Source organism: Stenotrophomonas sp. 704A1, assembly GCF_030549525.1.
In the GTDB taxonomy this organism is placed as follows: Bacteria; Pseudomonadota; Gammaproteobacteria; order Xanthomonadales; family Xanthomonadaceae; genus Stenotrophomonas; species Stenotrophomonas tuberculopleuritidis.
Map to the genome: position 1 here is coordinate 1,886,071 of NZ_CP130831.1, position 13,920 is coordinate 1,899,990.

Consider the following 13,920-nt stretch of genomic DNA (forward strand, 5'->3'; position numbering starts at 1 on the left):
CAGCCACCCATGGGGGGTGCTGCTGCGGTGCCGGTCGGCGACCCACAGGGCGCCACCCCGGCGGCAGCAGACCCACGCCGTGCGTGGCTGCGGGCGCGGATCAGGCGCCCAGCGCTTCAGGCAGCAGGGCGTCGACGAAAGCTTCCGGATCGAACACGCGCAGGTCTTCGGGGCGCTCGCCGATGCCGGCGAAGCGGATCGGGATGCCGAACTCGCGGGCCAGCGCGAACACCACGCCGCCCTTGGCGGTGCCGTCCAGCTTGGTCACCACCAGCCCGGTCACGTTCACTGCGGCATTGAACTGGCGCAGCTGCGAGAGCGCGTTCTGGCCGGTGGTGCCATCGATCACCATCAGCACCTCGTGCGGCGCGTCCGCGTCGATCTTGCCGAGCACGCGACGGATCTTGCCCAGTTCGTTCATCAGGCCGGACTGGGTATGCAGGCGTCCGGCCGTGTCGGCGATCAGCACCGACGTACCGCGTGCCTTGCCGGCCTGCAGCGCATCGTAGGCCACCGAGGCGGCATCGGCGTTCTGGCCCTGGGCGACCACGGCCACGCCATTGCGCTCGCCCCAGATCTGCAGCTGGGCCACGGCCGCGGCGCGGAAGGTATCGCCGGCGGCGAGCATCAGGCTGTGGCCATCGTCCTTGAAGCGCTTGGCCAGCTTGCCGATGGTGGTGGTCTTGCCGACGCCGTTGACGCCCACGGTCAGCACCACGAAGGGCTTGGCAGTGCGGTCGATCAGCAGCGGCTTGGCCACCGGCTGCAGGATGGCGATCAGGTCCGAACGCAGCGCTGCCAGCAGGGCATTGGCATCGACGAACTCGCGCGCCTTCATGCGCTTGCGCAGGTCGCCGATCAGGTCGGTGGTGGCGGCGATGCCGACGTCGGCGGTCAGCAGCGCTGTTTCGATTTCGTCCAGCAGGTCGTCATCGAGCTTCGGATTGCGCGAGAACAGCCCGCCAAAGCTGCGCGCAAAGGCGCTGTTGCGCAGGCGCTCGCGCCAGCCGGGCTTGCCGGCGGGGGCCGCCGGCGCATCGACCAGCACCGGCAGGTCGGCGGCGGGGGCTGCCGGTTCCTCGGCCGGGATGACCGGTGCCAGCGGCGCGAGCACGGCGGCGGCAGCCAGTGCTTCGGCCTCGAAGTCCTCCGGCGCGATGACCCGGTCCGGCACCGCGGCAACCGGCGCTGCGGGCGCGGGCTGAACCGGCGCGGGCGCGGCGGTGGTCGAGGCCGGCGCAGGCGCGGGCGCCACGGGTTCAGCTGCCGGTGCAGTCACCGGGGCTGCCGGTGCGGGCTCGGCCGTCGGGAACGCGGCGGCCAGCTCTTCAGCCGAGTAGTGCTGGGTCTTGGGCGCGTCCGGTGCGGCGGCGTCCTGGGGCTTCTTGCGGCGGAAAAAACTGAGCATTGGCGAAAGGCGCTGAAATCAGGGGGATATGCTACCACTGGGGCCTGTCGGGCCGATGTGGACTCAAGGTCGCGGCCCGCCGGCCGTTAACCGGTCCGGAGGGCTGCGCGGAGCGGCCCGGAGACCGCCATGAACAACGTGATGGGAATCGCCCTCGGCGGGATGCGTGCGGCCCAGCAGGGCGTGCAGGTGGCCGCGCATAACCTGGCCAACCTGGCGACTTCTGATGCCAGGCGCCTGCAGCTGCAGCGTAGTGCCGTGGAGCAGGGCGGGATACAGGTCTCGGTGACCCCTGCCGGCGCCGATGCCAACGCGCCGCTGGGGGATCTGTTGGCAGCGAAAGCCGAGGTGGTGGCCTTCGCCGCCAATGCCACGGTGATCCGCCGCCAGGACCAGATGCTGGGTTCGCTGCTGGATCGCGAGGTTTGAGCAGCCCGCACCGGTAGGTGCCGAAAGGGCGTGTCACCCAGGTCGGCCTCTACCAGAGTGCGGGCAGCGCCGGGCCATGCCCGGCGCCCCGCAGTCGATCAGGCCGACAGTTCCAGCAGCAGCTTGTTCAGGCGTGCCACATAGGCGCCCGGGTCCTTCAGGCTGTCACCGGCAGCCAGCGCGGCCTGGTCGAACAGCACCCGGCCCAGATCGTCGAAGCGCGCGCCATCGGCCTCGGCATCGAGCTTGGCGATCAACGGGTGGCCGGGGTTGATCTCCAGCACCGGCTTGCTGTCGGGCACCTTCTGCCCGCTGGCTTCCAGGATCTGGCGCATCTGCAGGCCCAGGTCCTGCTCGCCGATGGCCAGCACCGCCGGCGAATCGGTCAGGCGGTGCGAGACGCGCACTTCGGCGACGTCGTCGCCGAGCACGGTCTTCAGGCGCTCGACCAGGCCCTGCTTGTCCTTGGCGGCGGCTTCCTGTTCCTGCTTGTCGGCTTCGCTTTCCAGCGCCCCGAGGTCCAGATCGCCACGGGCGATGTCGACGAAGCCCTTGCCGTCGAAATCGGTCAGGTAGCCCATCAGCCACTCATCGATGCGGTCGGTCAGCAGCAGTACCTCGACGCCCTTCTTGCGGAACACTTCCAGGTGCGGGCTGTTGCGGACCTGGCTGTAGCTCTCGCCGGTCAGGTAATAGATCTTGTCCTGGCCTTCGGCCATGCGGCCGATGTACTCGGCCAGCGAGACGGTCTGTGCATCGCCGTCGCCCCGGGTGGAGGCGAAGCGCAGCAGGCCGGCGACCTTCTCGCGGTTGTTGTAGTCCTCGGCCGGGCCTTCCTTCAGCACCTGGCCGAATTCCTTCCAGAACGTGGCGTACTGCTCGGGCTTGTCCGTGGCCAGCTTCTCCAGCATGTCCAGCGCGCGCTTGGTCAGCGCGGCCTTCATCGAATCGATGACCGGGCCGGACTGCAGGATCTCGCGCGAGACGTTCAGCGACAGATCGTTGGAATCGACCACGCCCTTGATGAAGCGCAGGTACAGCGGCAGGAACTGCTCGGCCTGGTCCATCACGAAGACGCGCTGCACGTACAGCTTCAGGCCCTTGGGCGCGTCGCGGTGGTACAGGTCGAACGGGGCGCGGCCGGGCACGTACAGCAGCGAGGTGTACTCGAGCTTGCCCTCGACCTTGTTGTGGCTCCACGCCAGCGGGTCGCTGTGATCGTGGGCGACGTGCTTGTAGAACTCGCTGTACTCGGCATCGCTGATCTCGGTGCGCGGACGGGTCCACAGCGCGCTGGCGCGGTTGACCGTCTCCCACTCGACGGCAGCCCCTTCTTCTCCGCCTTCCTTGGGCATCTGGATCGGCAGGCCGATATGGTCGGAGTACTTCTTGAGGATGCTGCGCAGGCGCCAGCCGTCGGCGAAGTCGTGCTCGCCGTCCTTCAGGTGCAGCACGATGCGGGTACCGCGCTCGGCCTTGTCGATGGTGGCGACGTCGAAGTCACCTTCGCCGCGCGAGGTCCAGCGCACGCCTTCGGCGGCCGGCAGGCCGGCACGGCGCGAGGTCACTTCCACCTGGTCGGCGACGATGAAGGCGCTGTAGAAACCGACGCCGAACTGGCCGATCAGCTGCGAGTCCTTCTTCTGGTCACCGGACAGCTGGCGCAGGAAGTCGCCGGTACCGGACTTGGCGATCGTGCCCAGGTGGGCGATGGCATCGGCGCGGCTCATGCCAATGCCGTTGTCTTCGATGGTGATGGTGTGGGCGGCCGGATCGAAACTGACGCGCACGCGCAGTTCGCTGTCGCCTTCCAGCAGCGCCGGCTGGGTCAGCGCTTCGAAGCGGAGCTTGTCGGCGGCGTCGGCGGCGTTGGAGACCAGCTCGCGGAGGAAGATCTCCTTGTTGGAGTACAGCGAGTGGATCATCAGCTGCAGCAGCTGCTTGACCTCGGTCTGGAAGCCAAGGGTTTCGGTCTGGGTCGTCTCGGTCATCGGGTAGGGCTCCATGTGCAATGCCGCGCCAGCGTGTGCGGCCTGGGCAAGGGGTAGGGGTGATTGTCCCGAAATCAAGGGGTTCTTCCGGCAGGGCTGCGCCCTGCACCCGCAGAAGCCGAGGCAACAGCAACAGCAACAGCCGGCTCTGGGTTGTCTGTCGGTCTGGCGGGGCGGTGTGGGCTGGCAGGACACGCCGTAAACCCCCAGGCCGGCCCAGCCGCTGGCGGCTGCGCGTTCGGGCGCTTGCGAAGCAGTGCTTCGCAAGCAAAGCGCCCTCACCCATGGGGGTTCGATGGCGCCTTGCTCGTGTGCGCTGTCCTGCGCACACGGCAAGACCGGGGTTGGGCGTCCTGCCCAACCCGCCCGAGGCATGCCTCGGGCCCATGGCGCCAACGGTCCTGCCAACCCACACCGCCCCACCTCTGACAGGTTCCTGCGGCTGTTGGTAGGTGTCGACCTTGGTCGGCACATCTGTCAGATCTCGACACATCAAATGACGGGCATCGGATTTCGTCTGGGGCAGAGCCCCCTGAGTCAGGGGGCGGCCGCGAAGCGGCGGGGGTCTGGGAGCTGGTAAGTGGGGCCCGCGTTTCGCGCAGCGAAGCGTGGGAGCGACAGCGCGCATGCGTTGGCGCGTACCCGGGCGCCGCCCGGCCGAACTACAATCCCGCTCATGCTGAAATTCCCGAACACCCCCCGCCCGGGGCGCCGATGAGCGGCCGTGGTGGCAATGAGGGCCAGGTCCGCATCATCGGCGGGCGCTGGCGCAATACCCGTCTGCCGGTGCCGATCCTGCCGGGCCTGCGGCCCAGCAGCGACCGTGTGCGCGAAACGCTGTTCAACTGGTTGATGCCCAAGCTGGGCGGCGCGCGGGTGCTGGACCTGTTCGCCGGCAGCGGCGCGCTGGGCCTGGAGGCGGTCTCGCGCGGGGCCGGCCACGCCACCCTGGTCGAGCGCGATGCCGTGCTGGCGCGCAATCTGTCGGCGGCAGTGGCCCGGCTGCAGGCCGCCGAACAGGTCGCCGTGGTCCAGGCCGATGCTCTGCGCTGGCTGCAGGGCGCGCCGCCGCTGCAGGCCGATCTGGTGTTCATCGACCCGCCGTTCGCCGACGGCCTGTGGCAGGACGTGCTGGCCCAGCTGCCGCGGCACCTGGCTGCCGATGCCTGGCTGTACCTGGAGTCGCCGGCCGGGCATGCGCCGCTGTTGCCGCCGGACTGGCTGCTGCACCGCGAGGGCGGCACCCGCGAGGTGCGCTTTGCCCTGTACCGCCGCGCCACTGCTACACTTTGACCTCATCTGAACATCTGCAACCCGCCCATGACCGTGGCCAATCGCCGCATCGCCGTCTACCCCGGCACGTTCGACCCCATCACCAACGGGCACATCGACCTGGTGAGCCGGGCCGCGCCGCTGTTCGAAAAGGTCGTGGTGGGCGTGGCGCAGAGCCCGTCGAAGGGGCCGACCCTGCCGCTGGAGCTGCGCGTGCAGCTGGCACGCGGCGCGCTGGGCCACCACAGCAACGTCGAGGTCATCGGCTTTGACACCCTGCTGGCGCATTTCGTGCGCTCGGTGCAGGGCGGCGTGCTGCTGCGCGGCCTGCGGGCGGTCTCTGATTTCGAATATGAGTTCCAGATGGCGAGCATGAACCGCCACCTGATTCCGGAGGTCGAGACCCTGTTCCTGACCCCGGCCGAACAGCACAGCTTCATTTCGTCTTCGCTGGTCCGCGAGATCGCACGCCTGGGGGGCGACGTGTCCGGCTTCGTCCCGGCCGCGGTGCTCGATGCGCTGCGCAAGGTCCGTGAAGCGAAGTCGGCGCAGCCGTAAGCCCTGCGCAGCCGTAGATCCTGTAGTACCACGCACCGCCATTACGCACACCAACACGCACCATCTCGGGAGGAAACCCATGAACAACACCATGCGCGCGATGCTGATCGCTTCGTTTGCCCTGGCTTTCACCGCCTGCAAGAAGGAAGAAGCGGCCGCTCCGGCCGACGAGGCCAAGCAGGCCCTGGTCGCACCGGCCAAGGAAGACGACGCTGGCTGGAAGAAGTACCTGCAGGAAGTTGCCATCCAGAACATGGGCAACATCACCAACAGCCCGTTCCTGTACTACCTCTCGCCGGAATCGGATCCGGACTTCCAGGCCAAGTACGAGCGCCAGACCGAAAGCGCGACCCAGGCCGTGGCCCGTGGCGTGCAGCCGGGCAACATGCTGGCCTTCGGTTCGTCGGCCTCGGGCAAGATGGCTGACATGATCCAGGCCGTGTTCAAGGACGTGTCGCCGGATTCGATGAAGGGCGTGCGCGTCGTCTTCATCGGTCAGTCGGCCGACAACGCCCGTGTCCAGGCGGCGGTGCAGCCGACCGGCGCCGAGTACATCTTCGTCGAAGCCAAGTAAGACCGAGCCGTGGCGGCCACGCTGCGGCGTGGCCCGGGCGGTGCCCTGCAACGGGTGCCGCTGATGACCTGACCGGCCCGCGCGCCCGCGCAGGCCGGTCCTTGTCCCAAGGCGCGGGCGTGGAGTATCGCCATGTCGCTGAAAATCAATGAGCTCTGCGTCAACTGCGACGTCTGCGAGCCGGCCTGCCCGAACCAGGCCATCTCGATGGGTGAAACCATCTACGTGATCGACCCCGCCCGGTGCACCGAGTGCGTGGGCCATTTCGACGAGCCACAGTGCGTGGTCGTGTGCCCGGTAGAGTGCATCGACCCCGATCCGGACATCGTCGAGACCGAAGTCGAGCTGCTGGCCAAGCTGCGCCAGCTGCAGCACGACCATCCCGAACTCTATGCGGAGCCCCCATCCGAATGAAGCCGTTCGCCCGTCCGCCCGTGCTGCTGGGCCTTCTGCTCGGCCTGCTGCTGAGTCCTGCCACCTGGGCCCAGGCCCCGGTCCGCGCCGAGCGTCCCGACGGTGCCGCCATTGCCAGCGGCCATGCCCTGGCCACCCAGGCCGGGGTGGACATCCTCGGCCAGGGCGGCAACGCCTTCGATGCGGCGGTGGCGGTGTCGTCCACGCTGGCCGTGGTCGAGCCGATCAGTTCCGGCCTGGGCGGTGGTGGCTTCTTCCTGCTGCATGATGCGGCCACCGGCAAGGACGTGATGCTGGATGCGCGCGAAACCGCGCCGGCTGCCGCTACGCCGCAGGCCTTCCTCGACAGCAAGGGCGATCTGGACCGCGACCGTTCGGTCAATGGCGCATGGTCGGCCGGCATCCCGGGGCTGCCGGCGGCGCTGGTGGAGCTGTCGGCCAAGCATGGCAAGCTGCCGCTGTCGGTGTCGCTGCAGCCGGCGATCCGCATCGCCCGCGAAGGTTTCCCGGTCTACGCGCGCATGGCCAGGGGCTACCAGTCGCGGCGTGAGGTGATGGAGCGCTACCCCGGCACGCGCGAGGTGTACCTGCGCAACGGCAGGCCGATCGCCGAGGGCGATGTGTTCCGGCAGCCGGAACTGGCGCAGACGCTGGAGCGCCTGGCCGCCGGGGGGTTCGACGGCTTCTACAGGGGCCAGACCGGCAAGCTGCTGCTGGCCGGCGTGAAGCAGGCCGGTGCCCGCTGGACCGCCGAGGAACTGGCCGGCTACCGGGTGAAGCTGCGCGAGCCGATCGTGTTCAACTACAACGGCTGGAAGATCACCACCGCGCCGCCGCCGTCGTCCGGTGGCATCGCCTTGGCCAGCATGCTGCAGATCCTGGAAGGCTGGGACATCAAGCAGATGGATCCGGCGCACCGCACCCACCTGGTGGTGGAGTCGATGCGCCGCGCCTACCGCGACCGCACCTTCTTCCTAGGCGACCCGGACTTCGTGCAGATTCCGCAGAAGGTGCTGGCCAGCAGGGATTACGCGCAGGGCCTGCGCGCGACCATCCACCCGGAAAAGGCGACTCCCAGCGATCTGCTGTCGGGCAACCCGACGCCGTTGGAGGATGACGAAACCACCCATTTCTCGATCATTGATCGCGATGGCAACCGCGTGGGCGCTACCCAGACCGTCAACCTGCTGTACGGCTCGGGCCTGATTCCGAAGGGCACCGGCGTGCTGCTGAACAACGAGATGGATGATTTCGCGCTGAAGCCGGGCACGCCCAATGCATTTGGCGTGATGGGCTATGCGGCCAATGCGCCGAAGGCCGGCAAGCGCATGCTCAGCTCGATGACGCCGACCTTCATGGAGAACGCCGACAAGGTGATCGTGCTGGGAACACCGGGTGGCAGCCGCATCATCACCATGGTGCTGCTGGGCATCCTCGGCTACGACGCCGGGCTGGACGCGCAGCAGGTCGCCGCACTGCCGCGCTACCACCACCAGTGGCTGCCGGACCTGATCGAGGCCGAAAGCGATGCGTTCGATGCTGCGACGATCAGGCAGCTGCAGGCGATGGGCCACAGGATCGACCTGCCGGGCGAGGTGGCTGCCGGCGGCCGCGGTTCCAGCCATGTGTGGGGCAACCTGCAGACGGTGGAGTGGGACCGCCGGGCGAACCGGCTGTTCGGCGGCAGCGACCCGCGCAATCCGGTCGGCAGCGCCCAGGTCGTGCCCGGCCGCTAAACGCTGCGCCCGCCGGGCACCGCCCGGCGCTGCCTGGACCCCGCCACACGGCGGGGTTCCGTGTTTCTTTCTAGCGATTATTTAACGAGCCGCCGTCGATAATTGCGCCATGAAACTATGGTCGATCCGCGGTAATACCCAGCGCCTGGATGGCGGGGCGATGTTTGGCAACGCACCGCGTGCGGTGTGGGAAAAATGGGCGGCGCCAGACGAGCTCAATCGCATCGAGCTGGCCTGTCGGGCGCTGCTGGCCAGCCCGCTGGACGGCAAGACCGTGCTGTTCGAGACCGGCATCGGGGCGTTTTTCGATCCGCGCATGCGTGAGCGCTACGGGGTGCAGGAAAGCCGGCATGTGCTGATCGATTCGCTGCGCGAGGCCGGCTTCGAGCACGAGGACATCGATGTGGTGGTGCTCAGCCACCTGCATTTCGACCATGCCGGTGGCCTGCTGGCGGCGTGGCGCGAAGGCCGTGAGCCGGAGCTGCTGTTCCCCAACGCGACGTTCGTGGTCGGCGCCGAGCACTGGCAGCGAGCGCTGCACCCGCACCCGCGCGACCGTGCCAGCTTCATTCCGGAACTGCCGGGCCTGCTGCAGGCCAGTGGCCGCCTGGAAGTGGTGCAGGGCGAGTACTCCAAGGCACTGGGGCGCAGCGTGCGATTGAGCTACAGCGATGGGCACACGCCCGGCCTGATGCTGGCCGAGATCGTCGGCCATGCACCTGCCGGCGAAGCCGCGCATGGCGGCGTGGTGTTCTGTGCAGACCTGATCCCCGGGCGTTCGTGGGTGCACGTGCCGATCACCATGGGCTATGACCGCAATGCCGAGCTGCTGATCGACGAGAAGCGCCAGTTCCTGGAAGACAAGCTGGCGCGCAACGTGCATCTGTTCTTCACCCACGATCCGCAGGTCGCGCTGGCGCAGCTGGGACGCGATGACAAGGGGCGTTTCGTGACCCTGCACGAGCAGGGCGAACTGAAGGCACGCGCCTTGGGTTGAGACAGCGGGCGCAGGCCGCGCCCGCAGCAGCGCCCGGCCGGCAGGCAGGGCGCTGGGCCACGTCAGCGGGGTTCAGCCCACGCGCGTGCCGAAGATGCGGTCGCCAGCATCACCCAGGCCCGGCAGGATGTAGCCCTTGTCATTGAGCTGGGCATCGATCGCCGCGGTGTAGATCTCCACATCCGGGTGCACCGCTTTCACCGCCTCGATGCCTTCCGGTGCGGCCACCAGGAAGATGCCCTTGATGCGGCGCGCGCCGGCGCGCTTGAGCATGTCGATGGTGGCGATCAGGGTGCCGCCGGTGGCCAGCATCGGGTCCAGGATCAGCGCGTCGCGCTCCTCCAGGCGGCCGGTCAGGCGCTCGAAGTAGGGCACCGGCTGCAGGGTTTCCTCATCGCGCTGCAGGCCGACCACGCTCACCCGTGCAGCCGGGATCAGTGACAGCACACCACTGAGCATGCCCAGGCCGGCGCGCAGGATCGGCACCACGGTGATCTTGGCCCCGGCGATGCGCTGCACCGTGACCGGGCCGGCCCAGCCGGGAAGGGTGTGCGGCTCGGTGTCCAGGTCGGCGGTGGCCTCGTAGGCCAGCAGCGTGCCCAGCTCGTTGGCCAGTTCGCGGAAATCCTTGGTGCTGAGCGCGGCGTTGCGCATCAGTCCGATCTTGTGCTGCACCAGCGGATGGCGCACTTCGACGATCTTCATGGGAGGGTCTGGGAAGAGGGGAGGTGCCCATTTTGCCTGAAGCCCGCACTGAAGCCGAACGCCGGCACGCGGGCGGCGCGGCCACCGGTGTCACGCCCATGCAACCTGCTGGACATACCGTGCTGACCCAATCTTTACACCGTTGGGGATAGCTGTGCAGAAGAAGAATACGCTGGGTCGCGCGATCAGCCTGTCGTTGCTGGTGATGGCCAGCCCGCCGGTGCTGGCAGCCGAAGCTGCCGCTGCAACCGGCGCGGTCGCCGCCGCAACGGAGCTGGACCGCATCGAAGTGCGCGCACAGCTGGAATCGCAGATCCGCGCGGTGGACCTGAAACGCAGCAGCGATGCCATCGAGGATGCCGTGTCGTCCGACGCGCTCGGGCAGTACCCGGACAAGAACGTGGCCGAGTCGCTGCAGCGCCTGCCGGGCATCAGCGTGACCCGCGACCAGGGCGAGGGCCGCTTCGTGGTGGTGCGTGGCCTGGATGCCAACCTCAACAGCGTCAGCGTCGATGGCATCGCCATCGGTACCCCGGAAGACTCCAGCCGTGCCGCACCGCTGGACGTGATTCCCTCCGACTCGACCGAACGCCTGCGCGTGGTCAAGTCGCCGACCCCGGACATGCCGGGCGACGCCATCGGTGGCGCGATCCTGGTGGAATCGGCCTCGGCGTTCGACCGTGACGGCCGCAGCCTGCGCGGCAAGATCGAGGCCAGCCACCAGCAGCTGTCCGGCGAGACCAGCCCGAAGGCGGCGTTCAACTACAGCGAAGTGTTCGCCGACACCTTCGGCGTTGCGCTGGGCGTGAACTACCAGAAGCGCAGCTTCGAATCGGACAACACCGAAGTGGAGTACGACGGCGAGGACGATGCGGCCCCGGGCGACGTCACCGCCATCAACCTGCAGAACCGCAAGTACGAGATCGAGCGCAAGCGCATTGGTGCCAACCTCAACCTGGACTGGCGCCCGAACGAAGACAGCCGCTACTACCTGCGCACCCTGTACAGCCAGTTCGATGACGCCGAAACACGCCAGCGCGTGATCTTCAATTTCGACGACGCCGACATGGTCCGCACCGGCACCGACCAGTACCGCCTGGACGACATGCCGGGCGATGCCATCGACAAGCGCATGCGCTACCGCACCAAGGAAGAGAACACCCTGGCCGCCAGCCTCGGTGGTGAGAACCGGCTGACCAACGCGGTGGTCGATTACCGCGTCGGCTATACCCGTACCGAAGAGCGCGTGAACGACGAGATGGAAGCGCGCTTCTCGCTGGACGGTGACGACTTCAGCGGCACCCTGGACCAGCGCAGCCGCCTGCCGAGCTACCGCTTCGACAACCCGCAGTGGCTGGACAATGCGAACTACGCCTTCGACCGGTTCGTGCTTTCGCCCAAGCAGGTGAACGACAAGGAGCACAGCGCGCAGGTCAATGTGCGCTTCGATGGTGACAGCAGCAGCATCAAGTTCGGCCTGCTGGGCCGCTGGCGCGACCGCGACGTCAATGTCGATGAACGAGAACTGCGGGTGGGGCCCAAGGTGGCGCTGTCCAGCTGGACCACCGGTGCGCCCGAGCATCGCCACGGCACCCTCGGTGACGGCATGGATTCGGATGCGATGCGTGCGTTCTGGGCCGCCAACGGCAGCCAGTACAGCGCGCGTCCGCAGGACGTCGGGGCCAACGCGATGACCTCGCTGGAAGAGGATTACACCGCCAGCGAGGACATCTTCGCCAGCTACGTCATGGGCACCTGGGACATCGGGGCGCTGCGCGTCATCGGTGGCGTGCGCGTGGAGAACACCCGTTTCAAGGCGGAAGGCAACCAGGTCGACGTCGCCGCCAACGGCCGCAGTTACAGTGTCACCCCGCGGGTGGCCAACAGCAGCTACACCAATGTGCTGCCGGGCCTGCACCTGCGCTACGACGCGGCCGACGACTGGGTGCTGCGCGCGTCGGCCAACAAGACCGTCTCGCGCCCGTCGTTCGGCGATGTGTCGCCGCGCGTGGGCTACAGCCGTGGCGATGAGGAAGTGCGGCTGGGCAACCCGGAACTGGACCCCTACGAGTCGAAGAACATCGACCTGTCGGTGGAGAAGTACATCGGCAGCACCGGCATCGTCTCGCTGGGCCTGTTCCACAAGTCCATCGATGGCTACATCGTGCAGACCGTGCGCAGCAACGATCCGGCCTACGGCGGCTTCGACGTGACCCAGCCGATCAACGGCGACAAGGCCACCGTACGCGGCGCCGAGTTCAACTGGCAGCAGCAGCTGGCCTTCCTGCCGGCCGGCCTGGACGGCCTGCTGGTGGGCGCCAGCGGCACCTGGCTGGATACCGAGTTCGATGCCGGCATCGAAGACCGCGCCGGGGAGGACTTCACCCTGCCGCGTGCCTCCAAGCATGTCTACAGCGCACACATCGGGTATGAGAAGTACGGCATCAGCACGCGCCTGGCTGCGGTGTACCGCAGCGAGTACCTGGACAGCATCGGCAAGGGGCGGGCGTTCGACATCTACGTGGCCCCCAACACCCAGCTCGATTTCTCGCTGGACTACCGGTTCAACGCACATGTCAGTGTGTACTTCGAAGCGCAGAACCTGCTGGACAAGCCGCTGGAGCTGTACCAGGGCTCCCGTTCGCGCACCCTGCAGATGGAAGAATACGGCCGCACCTATGCGCTGGGCCTGAAGGTGGCGCTGTGATGGGGCGTTGCACGACCCTGCTGGCCGCTGCGCTGCTCGCCGGCCTGGGAGCCGGCTGCACGCCGGCTACCGGCGAGCCGGCCGTCGCGCCCGCCGCCGCCCCGGTCACGACGGCGGCCCCGCGTGCGGTGGCCACCCTGGCCGAGGCGTTCCTGACCCCGATGACGCCGGCCGACAACATCGATTCGCCGGCGGCCTGGCAGGCTCCCGATGGCAAGACCTGGCTGATCGCCACGGCCAAGGCCACCGACAAGCTGGTGGTCTACGACGGCAGCAACGGCCAGCTGCTGCGCGATGTCGGCCGCCATGGGACCGGGCCGGGCCAGTTCGATCGGCCCAATGGCATCGCCGTGACCGACGACCTGCTGTGGATCGTCGAGCGCGACAACCATCGCGTGCAGGTGCTCTCGCTGCCGGCGTTCACGCCGCTGGCGACGTTCGGTGCCGGCGATCTCCGCAAGCCGTACGGCCTCTGGGTGGATCGGCAGGGCGATGGCTACCGCGTCTATGTCACCGACTCCTGGGACAACGGCGAGGACGCCCAGGGCAGGGACATCCTGCCGCCGCTGGCAGAGCTGGACAAGCGTGTACGCCAGTACCACGTCACCCGCGATGGCGCCAAGGTCGAAGCGACCCTGGCGGCCAGCATCGGTGACACCAGTGAAGCCGGCGCGCTGCGCGTGGTGGAGTCGATCTGGGGTGATCCGGCCAACGATCGCCTGCTGATCGCCGAGGAAGACGAAAGCTACGCCAGCGAGTTCAAGGTCTACACCCTGGCCGGCCGCTTCACCGGCACCACCTTTGGCCGCGACGTGTTCAAGGCGCAGGCCGAGGGCGTGATGCTGCGCACCTGCGGCAAGGACGGCTGGTGGATCACCACCGAGCAGGGCAAGCAGCGCAGCGTGTTCCACCTGTTCGACCGGCATACGCTGAAACACGTGGGGGCGTTCCAGGGCAATACCGTGGCCAATACCGATGGCATCTGGATGATGCAGCAGCCGACGCCGCGGTTCCGGCACGGCGCGCTGTACGCCGTGCACGACGACCAGGGCGTGGTTGCGTTCGACTGGGAGCAGATCGCCCGCCAGCTGGCGCTGCCGTTGGAGTGTGGTTCGTGAGTGCGCGGCAG

At 68.0% G+C, this 13,920-nt stretch carries 12 protein-coding genes; 9 read left to right on the forward strand and 3 right to left on the reverse strand.

What is annotated here, in order from left to right; translation table 11 throughout:
• Nucleotides 1-100: 100 nt before the first annotated feature.
• Nucleotides 101-1,408 carry a signal recognition particle-docking protein FtsY gene (gene ftsY, locus Q5Z10_RS08950; RefSeq protein WP_303638737.1) on the reverse strand — a complete coding sequence of 436 codons (1,308 nt, stop codon included), beginning with the start codon at nt 1,406-1,408 and terminating at the stop codon, nt 101-103.
• Between the two features lie 129 nt (nt 1,409-1,537).
• On the opposite strand from ftsY, the gene Q5Z10_RS08955 reads away from it, so the two are divergent.
• A complete protein-coding gene (locus Q5Z10_RS08955) occupies nt 1,538-1,837 on the forward strand; it encodes a hypothetical protein (protein WP_303638738.1) in 300 nt (99 codons plus the stop codon).
• A 98-nt stretch (nt 1,838-1,935) separates the two neighbouring features.
• Here the strand turns inward: Q5Z10_RS08955 and htpG are convergent, their stop codons facing one another.
• A complete protein-coding gene (gene htpG / locus Q5Z10_RS08960; RefSeq protein WP_303638739.1) occupies nt 1,936-3,828 on the reverse strand; it encodes a molecular chaperone HtpG in 1,893 nt (630 codons plus the stop codon).
• A gap of 714 nt (nt 3,829-4,542) precedes the next feature.
• On the opposite strand from htpG, the gene rsmD reads away from it, so the two are divergent.
• The 6 genes from rsmD to Q5Z10_RS08990 all read left to right on the forward strand — a co-directional run bounded on the left by rsmD (nt 4,543) and on the right by Q5Z10_RS08990 (nt 9,379).
• The gene (gene rsmD / locus Q5Z10_RS08965; RefSeq protein ID WP_303638740.1) at nt 4,543-5,121 is read left to right on the forward strand and encodes a 16S rRNA (guanine(966)-N(2))-methyltransferase RsmD; all 579 of its coding nucleotides are present in this window, start codon (nt 4,543-4,545) and stop codon (nt 5,119-5,121) included.
• A 27-nt stretch (nt 5,122-5,148) separates the two neighbouring features.
• Complete coding sequence (coaD, locus tag Q5Z10_RS08970) at nt 5,149-5,658, forward strand: pantetheine-phosphate adenylyltransferase (RefSeq protein WP_303638741.1); 510 nt, start codon at nt 5,149-5,151, stop codon at nt 5,656-5,658.
• A gap of 79 nt (nt 5,659-5,737) precedes the next feature.
• On the forward strand, nt 5,738-6,232 hold the full coding sequence (locus Q5Z10_RS08975) for a hypothetical protein (RefSeq protein ID WP_303638742.1): 495 nt from the start codon (nt 5,738-5,740) through the stop codon (nt 6,230-6,232).
• A 132-nt stretch (nt 6,233-6,364) separates the two neighbouring features.
• Nucleotides 6,365-6,646, forward strand: coding sequence for a YfhL family 4Fe-4S dicluster ferredoxin (locus tag Q5Z10_RS08980; RefSeq protein WP_303638743.1), 282 nt, complete (start codon nt 6,365-6,367; stop codon nt 6,644-6,646).
• Nucleotides 6,643-8,382: a gamma-glutamyltransferase gene (ggt, locus tag Q5Z10_RS08985; protein WP_303638744.1), complete on the forward strand. Its 1,740-nt coding sequence runs from the start codon at nt 6,643-6,645 to the stop codon at nt 8,380-8,382. Before Q5Z10_RS08980 ends, ggt begins: the two co-directional genes overlap by 4 nt.
• Before the next feature lie 109 nt (nt 8,383-8,491).
• Nucleotides 8,492-9,379 carry an MBL fold metallo-hydrolase gene (locus Q5Z10_RS08990; protein ID WP_303638745.1) on the forward strand — a complete coding sequence of 296 codons (888 nt, stop codon included), beginning with the start codon at nt 8,492-8,494 and terminating at the stop codon, nt 9,377-9,379.
• Between the two features lie 72 nt (nt 9,380-9,451).
• Here Q5Z10_RS08990 and upp read toward each other — a convergent pair whose 3' ends face one another.
• Complete coding sequence (upp, locus tag Q5Z10_RS08995) at nt 9,452-10,084, reverse strand: uracil phosphoribosyltransferase (RefSeq protein WP_005409099.1); 633 nt, start codon at nt 10,082-10,084, stop codon at nt 9,452-9,454.
• A gap of 205 nt (nt 10,085-10,289) precedes the next feature.
• Between upp and Q5Z10_RS09000 the strand changes: the two genes are divergently transcribed.
• A complete protein-coding gene (locus Q5Z10_RS09000; RefSeq protein WP_303639158.1) occupies nt 10,290-12,791 on the forward strand; it encodes a TonB-dependent receptor in 2,502 nt (833 codons plus the stop codon).
• Nucleotides 12,791-13,909, forward strand: coding sequence for an NHL repeat-containing protein (locus tag Q5Z10_RS09005; RefSeq protein ID WP_303638746.1), 1,119 nt, complete (start codon nt 12,791-12,793; stop codon nt 13,907-13,909). The genes Q5Z10_RS09000 and Q5Z10_RS09005 overlap by 1 nt, the downstream gene beginning before the upstream one ends.
• The last annotated feature ends 11 nt before the right edge of the window (nt 13,910-13,920 follow it).